This window comes from Cupriavidus necator (assembly GCF_013141915.1).
In the GTDB taxonomy this organism is placed as follows: Bacteria; Pseudomonadota; Gammaproteobacteria; order Burkholderiales; family Burkholderiaceae; genus Cupriavidus; species Cupriavidus necator_B.
The window spans coordinates 120340-144014 of sequence record NZ_SROX01000019.1 but is presented as its reverse complement, the minus strand read 5'-3'; the positions used below and the strand labels follow the sequence as shown (position 1 = coordinate 144014).

24 protein-coding genes are annotated in these 23675 nt (G+C 71.1%); 9 read left to right on the top strand and 15 right to left on the bottom strand.

All coding sequences use genetic code 11. The features are described 5' to 3' along the window. Window positions 1-21 precede the first annotated feature (21 nt). A complete protein-coding gene (locus E5S69_RS26795) occupies window positions 22-1149 on the top strand; it encodes a glycosyltransferase family 4 protein (protein WP_171517482.1) in 1128 nt (375 codons plus the stop codon). Here the strand turns inward: E5S69_RS26795 and E5S69_RS26790 are convergent. Next, window positions 1146-1871, bottom strand: coding sequence for a polysaccharide deacetylase family protein (locus E5S69_RS26790; RefSeq protein WP_171517493.1), 726 nt, complete (start codon window positions 1869-1871; stop codon window positions 1146-1148). The genes E5S69_RS26795 and E5S69_RS26790 overlap by 4 nt on opposite strands. Before the next feature lie 274 nt (window positions 1872-2145). Between E5S69_RS26790 and E5S69_RS26785 the strand changes: the two genes are divergently transcribed. The 5 genes from E5S69_RS26785 to E5S69_RS26765 all read left to right on the top strand — a co-directional run bounded on the left by E5S69_RS26785 (window position 2146) and on the right by E5S69_RS26765 (window position 8477). After that, window positions 2146-3378, top strand: a complete 1233-nt coding sequence (locus E5S69_RS26785; protein WP_171517481.1) for a glycosyltransferase — start codon at window positions 2146-2148, stop codon at window positions 3376-3378. Then, entirely contained in the window at window positions 3375-4640 is a 1266-nt protein-coding gene (locus E5S69_RS26780) for a hypothetical protein (RefSeq protein WP_171517480.1), read from the top strand. Before E5S69_RS26785 ends, E5S69_RS26780 begins: the two co-directional genes overlap by 4 nt. Beyond that, window positions 4637-5827 carry a glycosyltransferase gene (locus E5S69_RS26775; protein WP_171517479.1) on the top strand — a complete coding sequence of 397 codons (1191 nt, stop codon included), beginning with the start codon at window positions 4637-4639 and terminating at the stop codon, window positions 5825-5827. The genes E5S69_RS26780 and E5S69_RS26775 overlap by 4 nt, the downstream gene beginning before the upstream one ends. Continuing rightward, window positions 5821-7197, top strand: a complete 1377-nt coding sequence (locus E5S69_RS26770) for a hypothetical protein (RefSeq protein WP_171517478.1) — start codon at window positions 5821-5823, stop codon at window positions 7195-7197. The genes E5S69_RS26775 and E5S69_RS26770 overlap by 7 nt, the downstream gene beginning before the upstream one ends. A 62-nt stretch (window positions 7198-7259) precedes the next feature. Beyond that, complete coding sequence (locus E5S69_RS26765) at window positions 7260-8477, top strand: glycosyltransferase (protein WP_171517477.1); 1218 nt, start codon at window positions 7260-7262, stop codon at window positions 8475-8477. 46 nt (window positions 8478-8523) lie between these two features. Here E5S69_RS26765 and E5S69_RS26760 read toward each other — a convergent pair whose 3' ends face one another. The 8 genes from E5S69_RS26760 to E5S69_RS32685 all read right to left on the bottom strand — a co-directional run bounded on the left by E5S69_RS26760 (window position 8524) and on the right by E5S69_RS32685 (window position 16169). Next, window positions 8524-9303: a class I SAM-dependent methyltransferase gene (locus E5S69_RS26760; RefSeq protein WP_171517476.1), complete on the bottom strand. Its 780-nt coding sequence runs from the start codon at window positions 9301-9303 to the stop codon at window positions 8524-8526. A 42-nt stretch (window positions 9304-9345) separates the two neighbouring features. Next, window positions 9346-10596, bottom strand: coding sequence for a glycosyltransferase WbuB (locus E5S69_RS26755; RefSeq protein ID WP_171517475.1), 1251 nt, complete (start codon window positions 10594-10596; stop codon window positions 9346-9348). Between the two features lie 23 nt (window positions 10597-10619). Further along, window positions 10620-11612 carry a GDP-L-fucose synthase family protein gene (locus E5S69_RS26750; protein ID WP_171517474.1) on the bottom strand — a complete coding sequence of 331 codons (993 nt, stop codon included), beginning with the start codon at window positions 11610-11612 and terminating at the stop codon, window positions 10620-10622. Window positions 11613-11637: 25 nt separating this feature from the next. Then, entirely contained in the window at window positions 11638-12846 is a 1209-nt protein-coding gene (gene gmd / locus E5S69_RS26745) for a GDP-mannose 4,6-dehydratase (RefSeq protein ID WP_171517473.1), read from the bottom strand. 107 nt (window positions 12847-12953) lie between these two features. Next, window positions 12954-13907 (bottom strand): glycosyltransferase family 2 protein, encoded by a 954-nt coding sequence (locus tag E5S69_RS26740; RefSeq protein ID WP_171517472.1) that lies wholly within the window; start codon window positions 13905-13907, stop codon window positions 12954-12956. An 83-nt stretch (window positions 13908-13990) separates the two neighbouring features. Then, a complete protein-coding gene (locus E5S69_RS26735; protein ID WP_171517471.1) occupies window positions 13991-14962 on the bottom strand; it encodes a helix-turn-helix transcriptional regulator in 972 nt (323 codons plus the stop codon). Window positions 14963-15693: 731 nt separating this feature from the next. Continuing rightward, window positions 15694-16011: a YXWGXW repeat-containing protein gene (locus tag E5S69_RS26730; RefSeq protein WP_171517470.1), complete on the bottom strand. Its 318-nt coding sequence runs from the start codon at window positions 16009-16011 to the stop codon at window positions 15694-15696. A 29-nt stretch (window positions 16012-16040) separates the two neighbouring features. Beyond that, window positions 16041-16169, bottom strand: coding sequence for a hypothetical protein (locus tag E5S69_RS32685; protein ID WP_272871740.1), 129 nt, complete (start codon window positions 16167-16169; stop codon window positions 16041-16043). Between the two features lie 406 nt (window positions 16170-16575). Here E5S69_RS32685 and E5S69_RS26725 point away from each other — a divergent pair, with 406 nt between their 5' ends. Beyond that, window positions 16576-16713 (top strand): hypothetical protein, encoded by a 138-nt coding sequence (locus E5S69_RS26725; protein ID WP_171517469.1) that lies wholly within the window; start codon window positions 16576-16578, stop codon window positions 16711-16713. 108 nt (window positions 16714-16821) lie between these two features. Here the strand turns inward: E5S69_RS26725 and E5S69_RS26720 are convergent, their stop codons facing one another. Both E5S69_RS26720 and E5S69_RS26715 read right to left on the bottom strand, forming a co-directional pair. Then, on the bottom strand, window positions 16822-18075 hold the full coding sequence (locus E5S69_RS26720; protein WP_171517468.1) for a cyanate transporter: 1254 nt from the start codon (window positions 18073-18075) through the stop codon (window positions 16822-16824). Then, window positions 18068-18526 carry a nucleoside deaminase gene (locus E5S69_RS26715; RefSeq protein WP_171517467.1) on the bottom strand — a complete coding sequence of 153 codons (459 nt, stop codon included), beginning with the start codon at window positions 18524-18526 and terminating at the stop codon, window positions 18068-18070. The genes E5S69_RS26720 and E5S69_RS26715 overlap by 8 nt, the downstream gene beginning before the upstream one ends. 177 nt (window positions 18527-18703) lie before the next feature. Between E5S69_RS26715 and E5S69_RS26710 the strand changes: the two genes are divergently transcribed. After that, complete coding sequence (locus tag E5S69_RS26710; protein WP_171517466.1) at window positions 18704-19603, top strand: LysR family transcriptional regulator; 900 nt, start codon at window positions 18704-18706, stop codon at window positions 19601-19603. On the opposite strand, the gene E5S69_RS26705 is transcribed toward E5S69_RS26710, so the two are convergent. Then, window positions 19582-19770, bottom strand: a complete 189-nt coding sequence (locus E5S69_RS26705; RefSeq protein ID WP_171517465.1) for a hypothetical protein — start codon at window positions 19768-19770, stop codon at window positions 19582-19584. The two genes, E5S69_RS26710 and E5S69_RS26705, sit on opposite strands and share 22 nt — an antisense overlap. Window positions 19771-20042: 272 nt before the next feature. On the opposite strand from E5S69_RS26705, the gene E5S69_RS26700 reads away from it, so the two are divergent. After that, on the top strand, window positions 20043-20738 hold the full coding sequence (locus tag E5S69_RS26700) for a phosphoribosyltransferase (protein ID WP_171517464.1): 696 nt from the start codon (window positions 20043-20045) through the stop codon (window positions 20736-20738). A gap of 10 nt (window positions 20739-20748) precedes the next feature. On the opposite strand, the gene E5S69_RS26695 is transcribed toward E5S69_RS26700, so the two are convergent. The 3 genes from E5S69_RS26695 to E5S69_RS26685 are packed head-to-tail and all read right to left on the bottom strand — an operon-like array spanning window position 20749 to window position 23659. Next, window positions 20749-21270 carry a 3-isopropylmalate dehydratase gene (locus tag E5S69_RS26695; protein ID WP_171517463.1) on the bottom strand — a complete coding sequence of 174 codons (522 nt, stop codon included), beginning with the start codon at window positions 21268-21270 and terminating at the stop codon, window positions 20749-20751. A gap of 50 nt (window positions 21271-21320) precedes the next feature. Next, complete coding sequence (locus E5S69_RS26690; protein WP_171517462.1) at window positions 21321-22607, bottom strand: 3-isopropylmalate dehydratase large subunit; 1287 nt, start codon at window positions 22605-22607, stop codon at window positions 21321-21323. Next, window positions 22604-23659, bottom strand: coding sequence for a tripartite tricarboxylate transporter substrate binding protein (locus E5S69_RS26685; protein WP_171517461.1), 1056 nt, complete (start codon window positions 23657-23659; stop codon window positions 22604-22606). The genes E5S69_RS26690 and E5S69_RS26685 overlap by 4 nt, the downstream gene beginning before the upstream one ends. Window positions 23660-23675 lie beyond the last annotated feature (16 nt).

Sequence of the window (23675 nt, the reverse complement as noted above, 5' to 3'; positions counted from 1 at the left end):
CGCGACCGGAGCCATGACGCGATGATGCAACCCTTGCGGCTGCCCGAGACCCCTGCGCCGTTGCCAAGCATCCTGATCTTCAGCGCCCCTTTCCATCCGTTGATCGGCGGCATGGAGCGGTTCGCCGAGGAGCTGGCGAGCGGGCTGGCGGAACTGGGCTACCCAGTGGAAGTGGCCACCAGCACGCCCGCCGCGCCCGGCGATGCCACCACCTTCCCGTTCGCCGTGACCCGGGTCAGCGGCAAGCTGCAGCTCGCGCGCGCCTTGCTGCGCCACCGGCGCGTGCTGTTCGTCGGCCTGACCTTCTACGACGTGATGCTGGCCAGCATGCTGCGCCGGCGCATCGTGCTGACGCACCACGGCCCCTACGTGGTCCATGGCGACACGCGCAGCGCCTGGACCGGTGCTTTCAAGCGCTGGCTGTCGCGCTTCTACGACGGCATCTGCGTCAGTCACTACCTGGCCGGCTGGCTGCCGGGCCAGCCGCTGGTGATCCACAACGGCTATCGCGACGAACTGTTCGCCGACCCCGCGCCAGCCGGCGCGCGGCCGGCGGGAAGCTTCATCTTCGTCGGGCGGCTGGTGTCCGAGAAAGGCGTGGACCTGCTGGTGCGCAGCTTCGCGCGCCTGCAGGCGCGGCAGCCGCACGCGCGGCTGACCATCGTCGGCGAAGGGCCGGAGCGCGAGGCCCTGACGCGGCTGGCCGCCGGACTTGGATGCGCGCAGGCGGTGCACTTTGCCGGCTGCCAGGGCGCCGCCAGCGTGGCGGCGCTGCTGGGCCGGCATCGCTGCCTGGTGGCGCCGTCGCTGGGCTATGAGTCCTTTGGCATCGTCGCGCTGGAAGGCCTGGCGGCAGGGTGCGAAGTGATTGTCAGCCGGCGCGGCGGCCTGCCCGAAGCGGTCGGCGATTTTGGCTGGGTCGTCGAGCCGGCACTCGAGCCGCTGCACGCCGCCATGGCTGCCGTGCTGGGCGGCGCGTCACACCGGGATGCCGCTGGCACGCGCCAGTTCCTGCGCGAGCACGAACGCCAGGCGGTGGCGCTGCGCTATGCCGAGGCTATCGCGCGCTTCACGCAGCATCCGAGCGAGCCGCGCGAGCGCACACCCTTCAGCTCGGAGCGCCAGGGTTCTTCCGAAGCTGGCCGCTAGGCTTCGCGCCAGCGGTCTTCGTGCGCGGTCAGGCATTTGCGCAGGAAGCCGAGCATGCCGGTGGCGCAATACACGCTGACGCGGGGCAGGCCGAACGGGTCGTCGTCGGCGCGGGCCAGGCCGCGCGCGGTAATGGTGGCGTTGGCGTAGCCCGCCTCGCGCACCATTGCCCGGTGCGCGGCATCCTGGCTGCCATAGGGATAGCAGAAGGCCGTTACCGGCACGCCCAGCCACTGCTCCAGCTCATCCTTGGATGCGGCGATCTGCCGGCGCGCCTCCTGCGGCGCCATGCGGCGCAGGTCGACATGGTCCAGCGTATGCGAGCCGACCTCATGGCCACCCTGGTGCCATGCGCGCATCTGCGCCACGCTCATCAGGGCTGCGGGGCGGATCCCCAGGTGCCGGTCCCAGACATTGCTGCCCGACAGCTGGCGCGAGACAAAGTAGTTGGTGGCGGTGAAGCCCAGCGCATCCAGCGCGGGCATGGCGTGCTCGAACACATTGCGAAAGCCGTCGTCGAAGGTGATGCCGAACACCTTGCCGCTGCGCTCGCCGTGCAGGTACGGCATCAGGTCGCGCATGCTGAGGCCGCGATAGCCAAGCCGGTGCATCAGCCGCATCTGGCGGCGAAAGCGCGCGGGCGGCACCCACAGCCCGCGCCCGGGCGAGCGGCGTGGCGGCGGTGCGTCGATCTGGTGGTACATCAGGATCGGAATCGGCATGGCATGGCGCGCGGATAGGGCGCCATGCAAACGGCGCCGATGGCAGCCATTCTGGTGCGCTGCGGGGCGCGGCTCGGTGCGCTGGTCCACATTCGCCAGGCGGCGCCAGCGCTGGCCGGCGCGGGTGTGTGGCAGCGAACAGAGCCTGCGCGCGGCCTGGCTCATGCTGCGGGCACGAGGACGTATGGCCCCGCTTGCCATCGGCGCCTGCCTGGGGACCCATGCCAGGCACCAAGCGGGCACGACGCGCGCATTCCGGAGATCGCCCTGCATCATGAAATTGCTGCACGTCATACCCTCCATCAACCCGGCCGGGGGCGGTCCCATCGAGGGCATCCGCCAATTGCGCCAGCCGCTGCGCGAACGCGGCGCCGAGATCGATGTCTGCTGTGGCGACGCCCCGGACGCACCGTTCGTGCGCGCCAGCGAGATGAACGTGGTGGCACTGGGGCCGACCGCGACGAAATACGGCTTCAACGCCAGGATGCTGCGCTGGCTGCGCGCCCATGCGGGCAACTACGACGCCGTGCTGGTCGAAGGCCTGTGGCAGTTCCATGCGCTGGCCACCTGCCTCGCGCTGCGCGGCGGCCAGGTGCCTTACTTTGTCTTTACCCACGGCATGCTCGATCCGTGGTTCCGCGAGCGTTATCCGCTCAAGCACATCAAGAAGAGCGTCTACTGGCTGCTTGGCGACTACTGGGTGTTGCGCGGCGCGCGCGGCGTGCTGTTCACCTGCGAGGAAGAGCAGCGGCGTTCGCGCAATGCATTCTGGCCGTATCGCTGCCGCGAGCTGGTGGCCGGATACGGCACCGCGCAGCCGCCCACCGAGGCCGCGCCGCTGCGCGAGACCTTCCTGGCGGCATTTCCGGACTTGCGTGGCAAGCGCATCGTGCTGTTCCTGGGCCGCATCCACGAAAAGAAGGGCTGCGACCTGCTGCTCGAAGCCTTTGCCGGCGTGGCCGGTACGGACCCGCGGCTGCAGCTGGTACTGGCGGGACCGGTCGAGGCGGCGCTACGCGCGCGCCTGGCGCGGCAGGCCGAGTGCCTGGGGCTGGCGCAGCGGCTCAGCTGGACCGGGATGCTGTCGGGCGACCTGAAATGGGGCGCCTATCACGCGGCCGAAGTCTTCAGCCTGCCATCGCACCAGGAGAACTTTGGCGTGGCCGTGGCTGAGGCGCTGGGCTGCGGCGTGCCGGTGCTGATCTCCGACAAGGTCAATATCTGGCGCGAAATCGTCGCCGACGAGGCCGGGCTGGCCGGTGCCGACACCGCCGCGGGCACCGGCGCGTGCCTGCGCCAATGGCTGCAGGCCGGGCCCGCCGCGCAGGCGCGCATGCGGGTGGAGGCGCGCGCCTGCTTCCTGCGGCGCTTCGAGGTGCGGCAGAGCGCGCAGCGGCTGCTGGACATCCTGGGCGAGCGGCCGGCGCCGGCGCCGGCCGCCGAGGCCACGGCGCAGCCCGCGCACGGATCCCGGCCGACCAGCGCCACGCCGGGCGGCACCCCATGAAAGCGCTGCGCATCTTTGTCTTCGCGGTGCTGTCGCAGGGGCTTGGTGCCGTCACCGGCCTGCTGCTGGCGCATTGGCTCAGCGTGGGCGACTACGCTATCTATACGGTCACGGGGGCCATCGTCGGCGCCATGTCGATCATCACCAAGGGCGGCATCCATTTCGGCCTGAATGCCATCCTCGGGCGCACCTGGCCCGACCGCGAGCGCGCGGCCCAGGCCACGGGCGCCGCGCTGGCGCAGCGCAAGCGCATCTCGGCCTTCCTGCTGCCGCCGCTGCTGATCGTTGCCGCCGTGCTGATGTACCGCAACCATGCTTCGCTGGCGCTGGTGGCCGCATTGCTGCTGACGCTGCTGGCGATGTGGTATTTCGACATGCAGTCGCGCGTGGTGGACCAGGTGCTGCTGTTCGCCAACCGGGCGCCGGCGCTGCAGGCGCTGGATGCCAGCCTGTCCGGCGCGCGGCTGCTGCTGTCGTGGGCGGTCTACCTGCTCGGGCTGCAGAGCGCGCTGGCGGCGAGCCTGGTCAACACGCTCTTCGCCGGCCTGCGCGTGCCGTTCGTGCGCCGCTGGCTGCGCCGCGAACTGCCGGCGACGGCGGCCGAGCCCGTGGCCGAAGACCAGCGCTCGATCCGTGCCATCACGCGCCGGCAGATTCCGATGGACGCGTTCTTCTGCCTGCAGTCGCAGTTCGCCTTCGGCATCGTCGCGTTCTACGGCGCGGTCAGCCAGACCGCGGCGATCGGCGCGCTGTCGCGCATCGGCCAGCTGCTGGTGCCGGTCAGCATCGTGGTGGGCGCGTATGTCGTGCCCCGTTTCGCGCAGGCGCGCGAGCACGTGCTGCGCCAGTACCTGGGCTGGCTGCTGCTGGGTTCGCTGCCGGCCTGCACGCTGGTGCTGCTGGCCTGGCTGTGGCCCGGGCTGCTGCTGCGCCTGGTCGGCGCCAACTACGCCGGCCTGGGCTCGGAACTGGTGATCGCCTGCCTCGGCGCCGGCGCCTACAGCATCGCCGGCGTAGCCTGGGAACTGCTGGCCAACCGCGGCCTGAACCACTTCAACTACATGCAGGTGCCGGTAGTGATTGCCTGGTGCCTGGCCGCGCCGCACCTGCTGGACCTGTCCACGCTCAGGGGCGTGCTCTGGTTCGAGGCCGGCCTGGCCTCCGGGCTTGGCACCGCGGTGATGTGCGAGCTGGCGGGCGCGATCCGCGCCGGGCGGCTGCTGCCGCCGGCCGTGCTGAGCGTCGACGGGAGCCGCCCATGAAGATCCTGGTGACCCACCCCGGCCTGCAGCATTCGCACCAGCTGGCGCAGGCGCTCCACGAGCAGGGCCTGCTCTGCCAGTACTGGTCGGGCGTGCCGGTGCGCGGGCCGGGCGAGCCGGTGCCGTGGTGGCTGCCGCCGGCGCTCGGCGCCAAGGTGCGCGAGGTCGGCATCCCGCGGGCCTTGCGCCGCCATCCGCTGTGCTTCCCGGCCATGCTCAAGCTGGGGCTGCACCACCGCGTCCGGCTCAACCGGTATCTGGGCATGTCGCAGTCGGCCTATGCGCACCGCGTGTTCCACCTGTTCGATGCGTGGGCGGCGCGGCGCGTCGAGGCGCTGCGCCCCGACGTGGTGGTGGCCTACGAGAACTCGGCGATGCAGACCTTCGAGGCGGCCCGCCGTATCGGCGCCCGCTGCGTGCTCGACGCGCCGGCGGTGCATCGCGCGACGGCGGCGGCCCTGCTGGGCCTGCAGCCCGACCCCTACCTGGCGTGCATCGATGCGCGCAAGGACCGCGAGGTCGAACTGGCGGACCTGGTCATCACCTGTTCGGAGTTTGCCGCGCAGACCTACGCGCGGGCCGGCGTGCCGAGCGCCAAGCTCAGGCCGATCCTGCTCGGCGCCAGCCCGCCGGGCGACGTGCGGCGCCGGCGCACGCGCGCGGGCACGCGCTTCCTGTATGCCGGGGGCTTGACCACGCTCAAGGCGGTCGACCTGCTGCAACAGGCCTTTGCCATGGTGCGCGCGCGCGTCCCGGAGGCCGAGCTCGCGGTGGCCGGCGGCGGCGCCGAGCCGGGGCTGGCCGCGGCACTGGCGTCGACCCCCGGGGTTACGCTGCTCGGGGCCTTGCCGCAGTCGGCGCTCTACCAGGAGCTGGCCGACGCCGACTGCCTGGTGCTGCCGTCGCGCTTCGATTCGTTCGGCATGGTGGTGGCCGAGGCGCTCGCCTGCGGCACGCCGGCGCTGGTGTCGGAGCGGGTCGGGGCCAAGGAGATTCTGCAGGAATTCCCGCGCGCGGGCTGGGTCGTCCAGGTCAGCGCGCAATCCTTGTATGACCGCATGCTGGAGCTTGCCACGGTACGCGCCAGCCTGGACGAGGCGCGCCAGTATGCGAGCCTGGCCGGGGAGAAATACACCTGGGCCAGGTATCGCCGCGCCGCGGTCGCAACCATTGCCACGCTATGCTGAGCCCCTCCGTCGCACACCTGGCGCCGCCAGCGCGCTCGCGCACCCGCCGGCAGGCCCGCACCACCTTCGGCACCGTGTTCCTGCTGGTGTTCCTGGTGGCCGTCCTGGAAGGCGCGGCGCGCAAGTGGGTGGCCGGCTCGCTGAGCCTGCCGCTGGTGCTGCTGCGCGACCTGCTGGCGGTGTATGGCATCTACTACGCCATGCGCTATGGCGGCTTTACGCCGGCGCGGCCCGCGATGCGGCTGCTGCTGCTGTGGAGCGCGCTGGTGCTGGCATGGGGGCTGCTGCAGACGATTGCCGGCGACGGCAGCCTTGCCATCATGCTGGTCGGCCTGCGCTTCTGGCTGCTCTACGTGTGGTTCGGCGTGGCCGCGGCGCTGCTGCTCGAGCCCGAAGACGTGGCGGCGATCTGCAAGACCACGCTGGTGCTGATGGTGCTGATGGCACCGCTGGTGGTGCTGCAGCACTACCTGCCGCCCGGCAGCTTCCTGAACCGGCAGGTCGACGGCGACGAAGACCGGGTCTTCATGATGGTCGGCGACATCGTTCGCACCACCGGCACGTTCTCGTTCACGCTGGGCTACACCACGTTCCTGGCGATCACCATGCCGATGGCGCTGCAATACGTGCTTGGCGGCGAAGGCAAGCGGCACTGGCTGTATGCGCTGGTGGTGCTGGGCAGCCTGCTGGTCAGCGTGCTGGTGAGCGGATCGCGTGCCACCGTGCTGCTGTTGCCGGGCCTGTTCGGGGTGGCGGCGCTCTGCACTCTGGCATTCGGGCGCGGCGTGGCCAAGCGCCGTGTGCTGGTCTGGGCCGGCGCGGCGGTGCTGATTGGCGCCGTCGGCATGGCCGTGTTCAGCGAGTCCGTCGAAGGCACGGTGCAGCGCTTCCACGACGCCGCCGAAGACGAAAACTTCGGCGACCGCGTCGGCACCATGTTCCTGGGCGAGACCGAAGCCTACGCCAAGCCCAGCCTGCTGGGCGCGGGGCTCGGGCGCGGCAGCAACCTGGCCAGCTACCTCGAGCGCGGCGAAATCACTTTCATGCTGTCCGAGACCGAGACCGGGCGCACCGTCGAGGAGGCCGGCCTGCTCGGCTACCTGTACGTGGGGCTTAAGTTCGCCGTGTGCGTGGCCGGCATGTGGCTCGCCATCGGTGCGGCGCGCCGCACCGGCAGCTGCTTTGCCATCCTGCTGTGGCTGGTGAGCACGCTGGGCCTGCTGACGTGGTCGTTGATCGGCCAGCTGACCGCCAACGTGCTGGGCTTTCTCCTGGTCGGCCTCACCATGGCGGTCACGCGGCTGGAGCGGCAGGGGCGGCTGGCGCGCACGGACGGGCGTGCGCGGCCGCGACGGCGACACGCGCGCTAGCGGCACGCTGCCGGCCAGGCATCTCCATCGAACCTCCACATGGATCCGAAAAGAAAAGCAATATGAGGCTCATCCTGCTCGGTCATCCCGCATTTTTCGGCAGCCACAGCATGGACCGCTTCGCGGCCATGATCGTCGAGGGCATGCGCGAGCGCGGCCACGAGGCCCAGTTATGGACGCCGCCCGCCGTGCTGGTGCGGCTGTCCATGCGTCCGGGCCTGCGCAAGTGGCTCGGCTATGTCGACCAGTACCTGCTCTTTCCCGCGTGGGCGTGGTGGCGGCTGCGGCGCGAGGGTGCGGGCGCGCTGGTGGTGCTGACCGACCATTCGCTGGGCATGTGGATGTGGCTGCTGCATCGCCGCCCGCATGTCATCCACTGCCATGACTTCATCGCGCAGCGCACTGCCGCGGGCGAGTTTCCGGGCCGCCAGCTGTCGGCCAGCGGGCGCCTCTACCAGGCGCTGATCCTGCGTGGCATCGGGCTGGGCCGGAACTTTGTCGCGGTGTCGGAGAAGACCGCGCAAGACCTGTTGCGCCTGCATCCGGGGCCGCGGCCGCGGGTGCGGGTGGTGCACAACGGCCTGAACTACCCGTTCCGTCCGCTCGCACCCGATGTCGCCATGCGCCGGCTGCGCGCGGCCAGCATTGACGATATCCAGCCCGGCATGCTGGTCCATATCGGCGGCAACCAATGGTACAAGAACCGCGAGGGCGTGCTGGCGCTATACCAGGCGTACTGCGAAGCCAGCGGCGGTGACGGTGCCGCCGCCGCGCCGCGCCCGCTGTGGATGATCGGCCCCGAGCCGACCGCCGCCATGCGCGAGCTGGCCGCCGGCGCCGAGCGCCTGGGCGGCAAGGTGCGGTTCCTGGAGGGCATGTCCACCGCCGCCGTGCACGCCGCCTATGCGCTGGCGGCGGTGCTGCTGTTCCCGAGCCTGGAAGAGGGTTTCGGCTGGCCCGTGATCGAGGCCATGGCGTGCGGGATCCCGGTGCTGACCACGGCGCGGGCGCCGATGCAGGAAATCGGCGGCGGGCTGGCGCTGCTGATGGAGCCGATGGAGCCAGACCAGGCGCAGGCCTGGGCCCGGCGCAACGTGGGGATGCTGCTGGAGCTGCTGTCGTGGCCGCAGGCCCGGCGCGACCAGCTCTCGGCCGACTCGCTGGCGTGGGCGCGGCATTTCTCCGCGGAACGGGCGCTGGACCAGTACGAGGCCATCTACCTGGCCGCGCTGGCTCCGGCCTCGGCCACCGCGGCGGCCGAGGCCGGCACGGCCGGCTGAGGCCGGTGGCAAGCCGGCAAGGCCGCGCCGTTGCGCGGGCGCCGACTCAATGCAGGGTGTAGGCGACAGTCTGGATCACGCCCGCGCCTTCGCGAACCTCGCACAGCACGCGGCTGTGCACCGGATTCAGGTTGAACGGCGGCGCGGTCAGCACCACGCCGCTCGGCACCATGCGCGCCAGCCGTGTCGAGGCCCCCAGCCGCTTCTTGGCATTGGGCGGAAAATCCGGCGCCAGCGGCAAGTGTTCGGTCAGCACCAGCACCGGGTAGCGGTGCAGCTTGGCCAGCACGCGCGCGATCCGGCCGTTGTCCAGATGCTGCAGCACCTGGCGCAGGAACACCACGTCGCCGGCGGGCAGCTCGTCGCCGGCAATGTCGAGGCAGCGGAACTCGACATCGAGATGGCTGTAGCGCTCGCGGTTGGCCGCGATCAGCGGCGCCACCACGTCGCAGGCCACATAGCGCCCGCATGCCGGGCGGATGCGGCTGCCGATATGGAAGTCGCCGCAGCCCAGGTCGACCACGTCGGCCTTGCGCGGCAGTTCGCGCAGCAGCGCGGTGACGGCATCGGCGTAGGGCTCGACGATGCGCGGATCGTGCGAGCCGGTGCCGCTGAAGAAGCCCGGCTCGTTCGCCTCGCCCCAGAGGCTGCTGTGGTAGATGTCGGAGAATACTTCGCCAGGCGGCTTGGCGCGGTAGCGCGCGTCATGCTGCTGCTCCCGGCGCACGTGGTAGTACGTGCGCGCCCAGCGCGGCACCAGGGGCCTGATGGTTTGCATCAGGCGTTGCACCAGCGCGGCTTGCGTGGTGGCGGTGTTCTGGCTCATGCTGGGTCCCCCTTGGACAGTTGGCGTTCGCAGCCTCTGCGCTTATGCAACCGCAGAGGCATCTTGCGCGGCAGGCGGCGATACCAGTGCCTGCAGCGCGCACTCCAGCTGCGCCAGCACGGCGTCGCGGCCCAGGTGGGCTTCGGCCCAAGCGCGACCCGCGGCGGCATGCATGGCGCGCCGCTGCGGCTGGCAGGCGAGGGTGGCAATGGCGTGCGCCAGCGCGCTGCCGTCGCCGGGCGGCACCAGCACGCCCACGCGCGCCACCAGGCGCCCCAGTTCGGTATCGGGCTGCGCGGTGGCAATCACCGGGCGCCGGCTGGCCAGCATGCCGGTCAGCTTGGACGGCATCACCAGGTCAGCGGCATCGGCGCGCTGCGGCAGCAAGTGGATGTCGGCCGCCGCCATCATCGCGTGGAACTGCGCCTGCGGCTGCAGCGGCAGGAAATGCACGCGCGCCATGCCGGCGCAACGCGCCTGCAGCGCGGCGCGGCCGCTGCCGTCGCCGCACAGCACCACGTGGATGCGCGGGTGGCCTTGCAGCGCCTGCGCGGCATCGGCCAGCACTTCCAGGCCCTGCTTGTTGCCCATGTTGCCGGCGTACAGCGCGATCACCGCATCGGCGGCAATGCCCAGGCCGTGCCGGAACGCCAGCGCCGCGTCGGCCGGCGCCTCGTGCAGGTCGGCCCAGTTGGGCAGCAGCTGCAGGCGCGCGTGGCTGACGCCCTTGGCAAGCAGCGCGTCCGCCATGGCCTGCGAGATGGTCGAGACGCGGTGGTAGCGCGTGGTCAGCGCGCGTTCGATGCGGGTGGCCAGCCGGCGCAGCAGCGGATGGCGCAGCACGCCCAGCGCGAACGCGGCATCGACCTCCAGGTCCTGTACGTGCAGCCAGGTGCGGGCGCGCGTGCAGCTGCCCAGCAGCAGCGCCGCCGGGCTGCACATCAGCGTGGGTTCGACCGCAAAGATCAGGTCGGGACGCCAGCGCAGCTGCGCCGCCACGCAAGGCAAGCTGCTTAGCGCAAAGCTCAACAGGTGCAGGATGCGCAGCAGGCCCGACGGTTTGCGCGGCACCCATACCGGCGCACGGTAGACCGTCACGCTGCCGTGCGCTTCGCGGCCGTAGCGCCAGGCGCTGTAGCCCTCGCCGACGCGCCACGCGGGATAGTACGGCGGCGCGCAGATCACGCGCACCTCGTGCCCGCGCGCAGCCAGCCATTGCGCCTGCTCGCCGGTGTACTTGCCGATGCCGGTCAGTTCGGGCGCGTAGTTCTGGCAGTAGATCAGGATCTTCATGGCCGCTCCGCGCGCGTTCGGGGTCAGGCCAGCGCGGCCGCGATGCCGCCAGGCAACCTGCCGGTGCGGCAGGCGTCCTGGTACACGTTGCGCAGGCCGTCTTGCAGGGCAATGCACGGGCGCCAGCCGGTGCGCATAATGGCGGCGCTGTCCAGGCGCTTGCGCGGCGTGCCGTCGGGCTTGTCGGTTTCGAAGGCGATGGTGCCGCGATAGCCGGTGACCTGCGCCACCAGTGCCGCCAGCGCGCCGATCGAGATCTCGTCGTCGCTGCCGACGTTGAGCAAGCCCGTGGGCGCTGCCTCGCGGTATGCCGGTGCGGACAGCGCCATCACATGCAGGCAGGCACGGGCCAGGTCGTCGGCGTGCAGGAATTCGCGCAAGGGCTTGCCCGTGCCCCACACCGACACGCTCGCGCTGCCGGCCAGGCGGGCGTCGTGGAAGCGGCGCAGCAGTCCCGGTATCACATGGCTGTTGTCGGGGTGATAGTTGTCGCCGGGCCCGTAGAGATTGGTCGGCATCACGCAGCGGTAATCAGTGCCGTACTGGCGGTTGTAGCTGTCGCACAGCATGATGCCGGCGATCTTGGCGATGGCGTAGGGCGCATTGGTCGGCTCGAGCGCGCCGGTCAGCAGCGACGCCTCGCGGATCGGTTGCGGCGCCAGCCGGGGGTAGATGCAACTCGAGCCCAGAAACAGCAACCGCCGCACGCCGGACTGCCACGCGGCATGGATGACGTGGGTGGCGATGGCCAGGTTCTGGTGGATGAATTCGGCGGGATAGGTGTTGTTGGCATGGATGCCGCCGACCCGGGCCGCGGCCAGGTAGACCGCGTCGATGCGCTGCGCGGCAAAGAATGCCTGCACCTGCTGCTGGTCGCACAGGTCCAGTTCGGCGTGCGTGCGCGTGACGATGTCGGCGTCGCCCTGCGCGCGCAACGCGCGCTCGATGGCCGAGCCGACCATGCCGCGGTGGCCGGCGACAAAGATGCGCGGGCGCGCGACAATGGGCTCGTTCATGGGGGCCTCGTGACCGGACAAGAGACTACTCAAGGTGATTGAAGGCCTGGAACCCGGCCAGCCTGACCAGCGCGTCGCGCCGCGCGGCGGCGTAGTCGGCCTCGATCATTTCCCGGACCAGTTCGGCAAAGCCGATGCGCGGGGTCCAGCCCAGGCGCTCGCGCGCACGGCTGGCGTCGCCAAGCAGCGTTTCCACCTCGGTGGGGCGGAAGTAGCGCGGATCGACCCGCACCACGATTTCGCCCGGCTTGCATGCCGGCGCGATGCCGCCGCGCGCGGGCGCATCGACATGCTCGACCATGCCGACCTCGTCGACACCGCTGCCATGGAAGGTGATGGTGATGCCCAGCTCGCGCGCGGCGCGCTGCACGAACTCGCGCACGCTGTGCTGTTCGCCGCTGGCGATGACGAAGTCTTCGGCCGCGGGCTGCTGCAGCATCAGCCATTGCATCTCGACGTAGTCGCGCGCATGGCCCCAGTCGCGCAGCGCCGACAGGTTGCCCAGGTACAGCGTTTCCTGCAGGCCCAGCGCGATGCGCGCGATCGCGCGGGTGATCTTGCGGGTGACGAAGGTCTCGCCGCGCACCGGGCTTTCATGGTTGAACAGGATGCCGTTGCAGGCATACATGCCGTAGGCCTCGCGGTAGTTCACCGTGATCCAGTAGGCATAGAGCTTGGCCGCGGCATACGGGCTGCGCGGATAGAACGGCGTGGTTTCCTTCTGCGGAATTTCCTGCACCAGCCCGTAGAGTTCGGAGGTGGACGCCTGGTAGAAGCGCGTGAGCTTCTCCATCCCCAGGATGCGGATCGCCTCCAGCAGGCGCAGCGTGCCGATCGCGTCGGTGTTGGCGGTGTATTCGGGCTCTTCGAACGAGACCTGCACGTGGCTCTGCGCGGCGAGATTGTAGATCTCGTCCGGCTGCGACTGCTGCACCACGCGCACCAGGCTGGCGGTGTCGGTCATGTCGCCGTGGTGCAGGATCAGGCGGCGCTCCTGCGCCTGCGGATCCTGGTACAGGTGGTCGATGCGCTCGGTGTTGAACAGCGAGCTGCGCCGCTTGATGCCGTGGACTTCATAGCCCTTGGCCAGCAGCAGCTCGCACAGGTAGGAGCCATCCTGCCCCGTAATGCCGGTGATCAGCGCGCGCCGGATGCCGTTGCGCCCGCGTGGCGCGCTCCGCTCCGGCCCGATGGCGGGGTTTTGACCGAGAGTGTCCAGCTCGTTTGCGCCCATGGCTCTGATCCGTTAGCAAGTGGGGCGACTGTAGCGCCGCGGTCCGGCGGCGCACCGTCTGCTACCCCACACAATGGCGGCCGGCGGTGTGGGCGCACCGCCACGGATCAGGAGCGCGGCATCGGCGCCGCGACCTCGGCGCGGGCCCGGGCCGCGGTGTCGTCATGGCCGGGCGCAAGCCGCAAGTGCTGCCACAGCAGGCGCGTGGTGGCCCAGAACGGCGCCACGCCGCGCCAGCCGCTGCGGTGCAGGTGCTGTCCCAAGTTGTGCGGCAGGGCCAGCATCAGGAACAGCGCAGCCTTGTCGTGACGGTGCTGGCTGCGGCCGTACCGGTGCAGCATGGTGACCATGCGCGCGGCATCGGCGGTCGGGCTGCCGCCGCAAGGCAGTGGCCGCTGCCCATGCAGCTGGTTGATCGCGCTCGGCACCAGCTCGATGCGGCAGCCGCAGCCATAGACCGCGCGCCCGGTCAGGTCGGCGACGTCGTAGTCGGCATCGAGGGACTCGTCGAACGGCAGCCGCTCCAGCAGCGCGCGCGGGAACACCGTGCAGGACAGCACCACCGCGCACAGCGGCCGCGCGCGCGCGACGCCGCGCCGCGGCTGGCGCAACGGCTGCCCGAGGAAATCCTGGCACTGCGGGCGCAGGCATGCGCCCGCGCACATCGCCGTGCCGGTCAGCACCAGCGCGTCGGCGCTGCCGCCGGCGGCGACCCGGTAGATGAAGTCGTCGGCCAGGCGCTCGCCCATTTGCTGCAGGAAGGTCGGCCCCAGCGCGGCGTGGTCGTCGAGAAACAGCACATGCGTGCCGGTGGCCGCGCGCAGCAGCCGGTTGCGGCTGGCGGCGGCGCCGCGCCGGGGCCCGTCCAGGCAGGGGATGTCGGGGTACGCGTCGCGCATCAGCGCGCGCGTGGCGTCGTGGCTGCTGTCATCGCAGACGATCAGCTGGTGCGGCGGCATGGTCGATGCCGCGATCGACTGCAAGGTCCGGCGCAGGCCGTCCGGATGGTCGCGCGTGCTGACGCACACGGAAAAGCTGGGCAAGAACGTGCTGCCTTGCATGATGACCCCTCCCGTCCGGCAAGCGCCGGTGTTGCGCCGGCCCGTCTGTGCGGGCGCGGCGCGGCAAAGCTCTCAGGCCGGCCTCAGACCGCTGGCCTGACCGCCTGGCACGGCGGTTCGCGTCTTGACGCCATCCCGGCGCCATTGGTTTCGCGCGTGATGCGTTCGTCGCCACTGACCCATTCCAGCGTGGCGCCGCGCTGCAAGGCGGCGTAGACGGCCTCGCCCTTGTTGCGCACCTTGAGCCGCTGGTACAGCGTGCAGGCGTGGCTCTTCACCGTCGCCACCGAGATGTTGAGCATGCGGCTGACGGTCTTGATCGGATAGCCGCGCGCCAGCAGCACCAGCACCTCGTATTGGCGCGGCGTGATCTTGAGCATCTCAGCCTCGTCGTAGCCGGGTTCTTCCTCGCTCAGCGGCATGGCAGCGGGCGTTGGCGACACCGCCGCCGGTGCGGACAGCGGCTGGCCGGGCCGCAGCTCGGTCAGGTCCCGCAGGGCCACGGTGGTACGCAGGGCGGCGCGCGGGGTGCTGGCGCAGGACGCCAGCGACAACTGCTCCCCCGGCGGTTGGGCCGGATGCGCGGCGCTGAGCGGCAGCGGCGCAGCCGAGGCGAGTGACTGCATGGCGGGCATCGCCGAGCGCGACGCCGAGGGCAAGGTTCCGGTCTCGGCGGTGAAGACCAGCCCCTGGACGCCGGACACGGCCATGCGGATGGCAGCCTCAATTACCGCCAGCGAGGCGGACTTGGGCAGGCAACCGCAGATGCCGCGTGCGCTGTCCGCGGTGGGCACGTGCAAGGGCAGGGTGTCGGCAAGGATCAGGATGCGTTGCGGCGCGAGTGTCTGCCGGGCTTGTTCCAGCAGCACCCAGCCGGGCGCGGGGTCGGAGGGCATGCCGAAAACGAGCAGGTCGGCGTTTTGGTGCCGGGCGTCCAGCCTGGCCATATCCGCGGGTGCAATGGCCGCAACCTGGGCGGATTCCTCGATGTTTTCGAGCATCTGCAACAGCCCGAGCCGGAGCAGCGGATGCTCCTCGATCAGCAACGCATTCATGGACTTCACTCCCCGTTTTTACCCGGGGGCGGACTGCGGGGCACTTTGCGTATGGAGGACGTGACAGGACCGCCGTCACCGCGATGGCCTGGTGACTGGTGGCTGGCTCTGTGGCTGACCCCCATGCTTCCATGCCTGACAGTTCCGTTGTTGTAGCTGGAACTTGCTCATGGCTGGAAGGATGACCCCGAAATCCGAACCCGGGTGCTGCTTGCTCCTAAATCAGTTGGAATTCATCTTATGGGCTGGGGGAGGGGAATGCAAGCGAGGGGGTCGGGGATGGAATGAAGGAGGGAATGAAAGGGCCTTCATAATCCCTTAAAATATGTCGCATTTATACCTGCCAGGTTCCGCAAACGCCGCGCTGGCGCCATTCCCGGTGGTTTCACAGATGTGACATTCAGAATTAAATTGGTTGCAAACCTGAAACAGATTCTATTATCACAAGGCCGGATATGACGATTTTATAACCCTATCGAGGGGTGTCCGGAATACATCATCAGTGGTGCTGCTCCAATTATGAAACGTGCTCCGGAAAGTTTGGTTGTGAAATCAATTCAGGAGATTTCCTGGCCGTTCGCGCACATGGTCTAGTGCTTCTGGATGAGGCGCGGCTACCACCATGGATGAACGCTGCGGCGCCGGCGGCACGGGCCGCACCGGGCTTGCCACCACCCATCGGTGGGGGGAGGCAGGCCTGCGGTGCAGGATGATGGCCCGGCTTTCTGGCTTCAGCGTACCCAGCGGCCCGGGCGCATGACCCAGCCGTGCGGCCCGCGCACCCACCGTTCGGGTACATAGCGGTAGCCGACGCGCTGCGGCTGCCAGTAGCCACCGCGCCAGTCGTAGCGTCCGCCGCGGGCTTCCCAGTGTCCGGGGACCCAGACCTGGCCGCGGCGCGCGGCCGGGTGCGGCTCGTAGCGCGGCGGCGGCGGCGGGTGGCCGTAGCCGCTGGCGACGACGGCCGGATGGGCTTCGGCAGGGGCGGTCAGCCCGAAAGCGCCGCCCGTGGCAAGGACGGCTGCGGCAAGCAGGAGTTGGCGTTTCATGGGATAGCTCCGTTGGGCGGTGGGAGAAATCAATAGCGGTCGTAGGGGTGGTAGTGGTGGCGCGGCGGCGGGCCGCCGCGCGGGGGCACCACGATGCAGGCGGAAAGCAGTGCGGCGGTGGTGGACAGCAGCACCACCAGCGAGAGGGCGCGTTTCATCAGGGCTCCTGGCGGGATCGCGTTGGACACGGCTCCAATGTAGCGACCGGCCCCCACGCTGCGCGCTTGCACTTGTAAGCCTGTCTCACAAGGGGCAACGGCGCGGGCAAGGTCCCGCTGCGCCAGCATGCCCGCCGGAAGCCCTTGCCAGGCAAGGCTCCCCGGGCACTGCGGCGGACCCGGCAGACGGCGCTCGGGCACAACTTCGAAGGTAATGTGACGTTACATGCGAAATAGTTTTCGCAAGGGCGCCGGCCCGGGGCGTGGCCGCTAACGGGGCCCGGCCGGTGCGCAGGCACGCAGAAACGGGTACGCCCGGACGATGCCGGGCGTGGCCCTCGGGCGCCGTCCGGGCAGGATGAGCTATACCAGTGGGAAGTGGCCACGAATGCGGGAAGGAGGCGCCATGCCGGTCATGCTTATCGTGCTTGCCTTGCAATGGCTGCAGGGCCTGTCGCCGCCCGCCGCGGCCTTGTTCGCACTGCCGCAGCAGCCGGCGCCGGCGGATGTCACGGCCGTGGTGGAGGCCGCGCGGGCCCGCTGACCTCGCGGGCCCACCGGTTGAGCCAGGGTGAGTCCGGTTGAGCCCGGGCGAGCCGCCTGACGGCCAGACTGGTATCAGCCGTGCGCCGTCATCGCGGCCAGGCCGGTTTCATCCTGCGGGCCGCGCGCAACCCGCGGGCGCCGGCAATGCAAAGGATGCGCCGTAGCGCGCCGGATCCAGCCGCATGGTCAGGACGCCGACCACCGCCGCGCACGCCAGGTGGTACCACCAGCCGGCGGCAAAGTCGCCGGTGCGGGCGTGCAGCATGGCGGTGAGCCACGGTGCCAGCGACGCCAGCAGGAAGCCGCCGCCCTGCATCACCGCGCTCAGCGTGCCGGCGCTGTCGGGGTCGGGCAGGTGGTCCAGCGCCACCACCAGGTACAGCGCAAAGCAGCCGCCCAGGCCGGCGCCGCCGATCACGGCCCAGGCGTGCGGCGCCGCGTCTGGCCACAGCGCCAGGCCGGCGAAGCCGGCGACCTGCAGCCCCAGCGCCAGCGCCATCCAGGCGCGCCGGTCCAGGCGGCGCGCCGCCAGCGTGGGCAGCAGCAGCGCCGCGGCGGCCTGCGCCACCGCCATCAGCGCCACCAGCGAGCCGCTCGCCGGCGCACTCCAGCCATGGCTCTGGTAGAACGGCGCCAGCCACGCCACCAGCGACGCATAGCCGCCGTTCATCACGCCAAAGCAAGCCATCAGCAGCCAGGTGCGCGGACGCCGCAGCAGCGCGCCGGTCTTGCCGGCGGCGCTGGCCGGGCGGCTTGCCGGCGCGGCCCCGGCCCATGCCGGCTTGCGGGCCGCGCCGCGCGGCAGCGCCACCCACGCCAGTGCCAGCGCCGCCAGCGCGGGCACAGCCCACAGCGCCAGCGCCTCGCGCCAGCTGCCGGCCAGCTCGGTGACATAGGGCGACAGTTGCGCGCCCAGCGCGCCGCCGCCCATCAGTGCGGCCGAATACAGGCCCATCACCGGTGCCACGCGCGCCGGGAACTCCTGCTTGACCAGTCCCGGGCATGCCGCCTGCACCACCGCCACGCCCAACCCGCACAGCGCCGCCGAGGCGATCAGCAAGGTGGCGCCGGCCGCGCCCAGCCGCAGCGCGCAACCGCCGCCAAGCAAGGCCAGCGCGCCCAGCACCGCGGTGCGCGCCCCCAGCCGCGCGCGGATAGCAGGGCCGAAGAACGCGCCCACCCCCATCAGCAGCATCGGCAGCAGCGTCAGCCACGCCATGCCCTGGTAGCTCAGGCCGGTGCCGCCGCGGATGGCCGGCGCCAGCGGCCCGACCGCGGTCAGGAACGGCCGCAGGTTCAGGCCGATGCCGGCCACGGCCGCCAGCACCAGCCAGCGCGGCGGGCGCGCGCCCTCAGCCACGGCGCGCGCGCACGCCGTAGAGCTGCGCGGCGGAAAGTTCGACCGGCACCCGCGTGAGCGGCAACGGCGGCGGGTCGAGTGGCAGGCGCAGCGCCTGGTAGGCGGCCTCGCTCGACATGCCATAGGGGGCGGCATCGTGGTTGTCGAACGCGTAGTAGACCGCCTGCACCCCGGCCATGGTCAGCGCCGCCAGGCACATCGGGCAGGGGTGGCCGGTGGCATAGACCACGCTGCCGCGCAGGTCGGGCCGGCCCAGCTTGCGCGCGGCGGCGCGCACCGCCTCCATCTCGGCATGGGTGGTGGGGTCGTGGCTGTGGACGATGTCGTTGACGCCGGTGGCGACAGCCTCGCCGTCGAGTACCAGCACGGCGCCGAACGGGCGCGCGCCCCGGTCACGGTTGGCCAAGGCGAGGCGGACCGCCTCGCGCATGAATGCCTGGTGAGTGGTCATGGTTGGCAGAAAAGTGGGTACATGCTCGCGCGCAACGCGGCATGGTGCTTGAAGTCAGGGGCGACGGCGCCCGGACGCAGCCTGGGGCTGCGTGGCGCCACTGTACGCCGGGCCTTGGTGATTGGGAAATTAAATGATGAAATCGCCAACAGTGGAAAAACCAATGGATGCCCCGTCATGCAGGATCCCCGTCTCGACCCCGTGCTGCTGCAGAGTTTTGTCGCCGTCGCCGAAAGCGGCAGCTTTACCCGCGCCGCCCAGCGTGTGCACCTGACCCAGTCCACCGTGAGCCAGCAGGTGCGGCGGCTGGAAGACCAGCTGGGCTGCGTGCTGCTGGACCGCGGCGGCCGCTATGTCACCACTACGCCGGAAGGCGAGCGCCTGCTCGGCTATGCGCGCCGCCTGCAGCAGCTAATGGCCGAGGCGGTGGGGCAGTTGCGCCAGAGCGCCGGCCAGGGCGAGATCCGGCTCGGCGTGCCCGAGGACTTTGCCGCGCGCCCGCTGACCCCGGTGCTGGCCGGGTTTGCCGATGACTGGCCGGGCATGCGGCTGGAGGTGACCAGTGGCCTGAGCCACGAGCTGTGGCAGCGTTTCCAGGACCGCGAGCTGGACCTGGTGCTGGTCAAGCAGCGCACCGGCCAGGCGCAGGGGCTGGCCAGCTGGCCGGAGCCGCTGTGCTGGATCGACAGCCGCAGCCGTCCGGCGGTGGCGCGCGATCCGGTGCCGCTGGTGGTGTTCCCGGTGGGCGGCCTGTATCGCGGCGAGATGACGCACGCACTCGACGCCGGCGGCCGGCGCTGGCGCGTGGCCTTTGTCAGCGCCAGCCTGGCCAGCATCCTGGCGGCGGTGGCCGATGGCCTGGGCGTGACGCTGCTGCCGCGGCGGCTGGCCACGGCGCAGCACACGGTACTGGAGCAAGGCTGGCCCGCCGCGGCGCCGGATGTCGAACTGAGCCTGCACGCGCAGCCGGACCTGCCGGCCGCCGCACGCGACATGGCGGCGCGGCTGGCCGCGCTCTGCGATACCGTGATGGCGGCAGGCGCGCCGCCGGCGCTTCAGCCGAAAAACTCGTCGTAGTAGCGGGTGCAGGTGCCGGCCGGGCGGAAGGTGTACGGCAGCTCGGCCATCGCGGCGGCTTCGAGCGAACCGAACGGAATGTCCGGCGCGGCGAGGGGGGAAACGTCTGCCGTGGCGTCGTGGCGGGGTTGCGCAGTCGCGGCGCGGGCGGAGGAGGGCGTGGTCATGTCAGGGCTCAGGCGATCGGGCCGGGCGCGGGCGTGGGCCTGTCCGGCAAGGGCGGTGCGGCGTTGTCAGTGCCAGCCGTCATCGTAATGCTGCACTGCGGCGCGGTCAGCTACCCCCGGCTGAACACACTGTTGCACCATCGCGCCTAATGGCGCCGGCTCGTGCCGGCGCGCGCCGGCAGGTGACCCGCGGGCCGCCGCCGCAGGCAGCGCCAGGGTCTATATTGGGCGGAGGGACCCCGCGCCGGACTGTCCCGCCCATGGAAACCGACATGTCCTTGCCCCCGTGCTTTGCCGATCGCCGCGAAGCGGGCCAATACCTCGGCCGCCACCTGGCGGCGCTGGGCTTTGGCGCCGCCCGGCTGGGCCAGCCGCCGCTGGTGCTGGCGTTGCCGCGCGGCGGCGTGCCGGTGGCGTTTGAGGTGGCGCGCGCGCTGGACGGGCAGCTGGACGTGCTGCTGGTGCGCAAGATCGGTGCGCTGGGCTACCCGGAACTGGCACTGGGCGCGGTGGTGGAGGGCGATGCCGGCGGCGGCGGGCCGCACACGGTGGTCAATGACGATCCCTGGGCACGCCGCGCCGTCGACAGCGGCAGCTTCGATGCCGAGCGCGGCCGCCAGCTCGACGAGATCGCCCGGCGCCAGCAGCGCTACCGCGGCGGCAAGCCGGTGCCGGCCCGCGCCGGACGCGTCGTGATCGTGGTCGATGATGGCGTGGCCACCGGCGCCACCATGCGCGCCGCGCTCGAAGGCGTGCGCATGGCCGGTGCGGCGCGCGTGGTCGCGGCCACGCCGGTTGGTTCGCAGGAGGGGCTGGCCAGCCTGGCGCCGGCCGCCGACGAGGTCATCTGCCTGAACACGCCGCCCAGTTTCGGCGCGGTGGGCGCGTTCTACCTCGATTTCAGCCAGACCAGCGACGAAGAGGCGCTGGCGCTGCTGCGCACCGCGCCACCGCCTGCCGCGGCCTGAGGCGCCGGCTTCAGCCCCCGGCGCCGCGTTCGCGCGCCAGGCGCGCCTTCAGGTGCGGCACCAGCCCGCCCGCGGCCAGGATGGCGCGCAGGAACGCCGGAATCGGTTCGCACGCCACCACGCTGCCGTCGTCCAGCCGCAATTGCGCGGTGTCCAGGTCCAGCACCCCGTGCGCGCCGTCGGCCAGCCCGCTGGTGTCGGCGCAGACCAGCACCGGCAGCCCCAGGTTGATGGCGTTGCGATAGAACAGCCCGCCAAACGATTGCGCCACCACCGCGCCCACGCCCAGTTCGCGCAGCGCCTGCGGCGCCTGCTCGCGCGAGGAACCGATGCCGAAGTTGGCGCCGGCCACCAGCACGTCGCCGGGGCGTACGCTGGCGGGAAACTCCGGGCGCAGCGCGGCCAGGCAATGCCGTGCCAGCACCTGCAGCGGCGCTTTCATCAGCACGGCGGGGGCCATGGCATCGGTGTCGATGTTGTCGCCGAAGCGCCAGAGGCGGCCGGCAGGAGCGGGGGCGAAGGCAGAGGTCATGCGGGGAAGTCTGTCCCGCCAGCGGCGGGTACGGGGTCAGGGCTGCGGCGTTACTCCAGCAGCGTACGCGGATCGGTAATGCGGCCGGTGACGGCGCTGGCGGCTACTGTCATCGGCGAGCCGAGCCACACGGCGCTGCCGGCGTCGCCCATGCGGCCGGCGAAGTTGCGCGCGGTCGAGGCGATGGCACGGCTGCCCGCCGGGAAGCGCGCCGCGCCATAGCCGGCGCAGGCGCCGCAGGCGTTGGGCAGCAGCATGGCGCCGGCGTCGGCGAGGATCCGCAGCGTGCCTTCCTGCTCGGCCTGCAGCTGGTCGCGGCGCGAGGCCGGTGCCACCTGCAGCGTCACGCCGGCGGCCACGCGGCGCCCGCGCAGCACGCGCGCGGCCATGCGCAGGTCTTCCAGCTTGGCGCCGGTGCAGGCGCCCAGGTAGGCGATCTGCACCGGCTCGCCGGCGGCGCGGTCCACCGGCGCGCTGTTGGCGGGCGAGTGCGGCGCGGCCACCTGCGGCACCAGCGCCGCGGCGTCGAAGCGATGGGTGGCCAGCACCGGCGCGCCGGCGTCGCTGCGCCAGTGGTCCAGGTCGATCGCCGCCAGGGTCTGCGCCGGCACGCCGGCCTGGGCCAGCCAGTCGAGCGTGACCGCGTCGGGCGCCACCAGCCCGGTCTGCGCGCCCAGCTCGGTGCTCATGTTGGTAAGCGTCATGCGCTCCTGCATCGGCAGCGCGGCGACGGCGCTGCCTGTGAATTCCAGGGCCTGGTAGCGCCCGCCACCCATGCCCAGCGTGGCGCACAGGAACAGCATCATGTCCTTGGCGCACACCCCGGGCGCGAGTTGCCCGTCCCATTGCAGCCGGATGGTGTCGGGCACCCGCAGCCAGATCTCGCCGGTGGCTAGCACGCCGGCCATCTCGGTCGCGCCCACGCCGAACATATACGCGCCGAAGGCGCCGCCGGTGGGACTGTGGCTGTCACCGCCAACGATCAGGCGCCCTGGCAGCACATGGCCGCGCTCGGGCAGCACCACGTGGCAGATGCCTTCGGCGTCGATGAAGTGCGCGCCGGCCTGGCGCGTCCAGTCGCGCGTGAAGCGCAGGATCGATTCGGCCTGGGCATCGCCGCCGGGCACGAAATGGTCGGTCACCACCACATAGCGCGACGGATCCCAGACGCCGGTGCCCAGTTCTTCCAGCAGCGGCGCCACGCGGCGCGGGCCGCTGGAGTCGTGCGACATCGCCAGGTCGACCCGGCAGATCACCACGGTGCCCGGCTCGGCATGCGCCAGCCCGGCGGCGCGTGCCACCAGCTTTTGCGCCAGCGTGGCGTGGAGGGTGCTCATTCCGGCGAGGCCCCCGAGTACTTGACCACGCCCGCCCAGCGCTTGATGTCCTGCTTCACGAATGCGGCGAAAGCATCGGGTGGCGTGCCCATCGGTTGCGCGCCATCGTTCTCCAGGCGCTTGCGCACCGCGGGGGCTTCCAGCCCCTTGCGCGCGGCCTGGTACAGCGCCTGCGTGGTGTCGTGCGGCATGCCGGCCGGCCCGAACAGGCCGAACCACGCGCTCGACTCGAAGCCCTTGACGGTATTGCCGATCGGCGCCGCGCCGGGGAACTGCGGCAGCGGCGCGGGGCTGGTCACGCCCAGCACCTTGAGCTTGCCCGCGCGCACGTGCGGCAGCACGTTGATGGTGCTGGCGAACATCAAGTCGCACTGCCCCGCCAGCACGTCGGTCAGTGCCGGCGAAGTGCCCTTGTACGGAATGTTGACGATGTAGGTGCCGGTCATCATCTTGAACATGTCGCCGGCCATATGTAGCGACGAGCCCACCGAGCCGATGGCGAAGTTCAGCTTGCCCGGTTCCGAGCGCGCCAGGCGGATCAACTCGGGCACATTGTTGGCCGCCAGCCGGGGCGTGGCCACCAGCACGCTGGGCACGGTGGCGACCAGCGTGATCGGCGTGAAGTCCTGCACCGGATCGAACGGCAGTTTCTTGTACAGCGTGGCGTTGATGGTATGGCTGGTGAAGCTCATCAGCAGCGTGCTGCCGTCCGGCGCGCTCTTGGCGACCAGGTCCGCGGCGATATTGCCGCCCGCGCCGGGGCGGTTCTCGACCACCACGGGCTGGCCCAGCGCCTGCGACATCTCTTGGGCAATGGTGCGCGCCAGCGTGTCGGTGGTGCCGCCGGCCGGCGCGCCCACCAGGATCCGGATCGGCTTGCCGCCGGCCACCTGCGCCGGCCCCTGGCCTTGTGCCTGGGCCACGGCCGTCAGTGGCAGGGCCAGCGCGCAGGCGGCCAGCGTGCCAAGTGCGGCAAGGCGCCGCACCGTGGCGCGGCGGGGAATCGAAGGCAGACGGGTCGGGCTGGACGAGACCAGTCGGAACTCTGGCATGGCGGCGGCTCCTCGC

What these genes read in the sequence shown, in the direction of transcription:
- E5S69_RS26795 (WP_171517482.1), top strand. Translation starts at nt 22, where the DNA reads ATGATGCAACCCTTGCGGCTGCCCGAGACCCCTGCGCCGTTGCCAAGC.
- E5S69_RS26790 (WP_171517493.1), bottom strand. Translation starts at nt 1,871, where the DNA reads ATGCCGATTCCGATCCTGATGTACCACCAGATCGACGCACCGCCGCCA.
- E5S69_RS26785 (WP_171517481.1), top strand. Translation starts at nt 2,146, where the DNA reads ATGAAATTGCTGCACGTCATACCCTCCATCAACCCGGCCGGGGGCGGT.
- E5S69_RS26780 (WP_171517480.1), top strand. Translation starts at nt 3,375, where the DNA reads ATGAAAGCGCTGCGCATCTTTGTCTTCGCGGTGCTGTCGCAGGGGCTT.
- E5S69_RS26775 (WP_171517479.1), top strand. Translation starts at nt 4,637, where the DNA reads ATGAAGATCCTGGTGACCCACCCCGGCCTGCAGCATTCGCACCAGCTG.
- E5S69_RS26770 (WP_171517478.1), top strand. Translation starts at nt 5,821, where the DNA reads ATGCTGAGCCCCTCCGTCGCACACCTGGCGCCGCCAGCGCGCTCGCGC.
- E5S69_RS26765 (WP_171517477.1), top strand. Translation starts at nt 7,260, where the DNA reads ATGAGGCTCATCCTGCTCGGTCATCCCGCATTTTTCGGCAGCCACAGC.
- E5S69_RS26760 (WP_171517476.1), bottom strand. Translation starts at nt 9,303, where the DNA reads ATGAGCCAGAACACCGCCACCACGCAAGCCGCGCTGGTGCAACGCCTG.
- E5S69_RS26755 (WP_171517475.1), bottom strand. Translation starts at nt 10,596, where the DNA reads ATGAAGATCCTGATCTACTGCCAGAACTACGCGCCCGAACTGACCGGC.
- E5S69_RS26750 (WP_171517474.1), bottom strand. Translation starts at nt 11,612, where the DNA reads ATGAACGAGCCCATTGTCGCGCGCCCGCGCATCTTTGTCGCCGGCCAC.
- gmd (WP_171517473.1), bottom strand. Translation starts at nt 12,846, where the DNA reads ATGGGCGCAAACGAGCTGGACACTCTCGGTCAAAACCCCGCCATCGGG.
- E5S69_RS26740 (WP_171517472.1), bottom strand. Translation starts at nt 13,907, where the DNA reads ATGCAAGGCAGCACGTTCTTGCCCAGCTTTTCCGTGTGCGTCAGCACG.
- E5S69_RS26735 (WP_171517471.1), bottom strand. Translation starts at nt 14,962, where the DNA reads ATGAATGCGTTGCTGATCGAGGAGCATCCGCTGCTCCGGCTCGGGCTG.
- E5S69_RS26730 (WP_171517470.1), bottom strand. Translation starts at nt 16,011, where the DNA reads ATGAAACGCCAACTCCTGCTTGCCGCAGCCGTCCTTGCCACGGGCGGC.
- E5S69_RS32685 (WP_272871740.1), bottom strand. Translation starts at nt 16,169, where the DNA reads ATGAAACGCGCCCTCTCGCTGGTGGTGCTGCTGTCCACCACCGCCGCA.
- E5S69_RS26725 (WP_171517469.1), top strand. Translation starts at nt 16,576, where the DNA reads ATGCCGGTCATGCTTATCGTGCTTGCCTTGCAATGGCTGCAGGGCCTG.
- E5S69_RS26715 (WP_171517467.1), bottom strand. Translation starts at nt 18,526, where the DNA reads ATGACCACTCACCAGGCATTCATGCGCGAGGCGGTCCGCCTCGCCTTG.
- E5S69_RS26710 (WP_171517466.1), top strand. Translation starts at nt 18,704, where the DNA reads ATGCAGGATCCCCGTCTCGACCCCGTGCTGCTGCAGAGTTTTGTCGCC.
- E5S69_RS26705 (WP_171517465.1), bottom strand. Translation starts at nt 19,770, where the DNA reads ATGACCACGCCCTCCTCCGCCCGCGCCGCGACTGCGCAACCCCGCCAC.
- E5S69_RS26700 (WP_171517464.1), top strand. Translation starts at nt 20,043, where the DNA reads ATGTCCTTGCCCCCGTGCTTTGCCGATCGCCGCGAAGCGGGCCAATAC.
- E5S69_RS26695 (WP_171517463.1), bottom strand. Translation starts at nt 21,270, where the DNA reads ATGACCTCTGCCTTCGCCCCCGCTCCTGCCGGCCGCCTCTGGCGCTTC.
- E5S69_RS26690 (WP_171517462.1), bottom strand. Translation starts at nt 22,607, where the DNA reads ATGAGCACCCTCCACGCCACGCTGGCGCAAAAGCTGGTGGCACGCGCC.
- E5S69_RS26685 (WP_171517461.1), bottom strand. Translation starts at nt 23,659, where the DNA reads ATGCCAGAGTTCCGACTGGTCTCGTCCAGCCCGACCCGTCTGCCTTCG.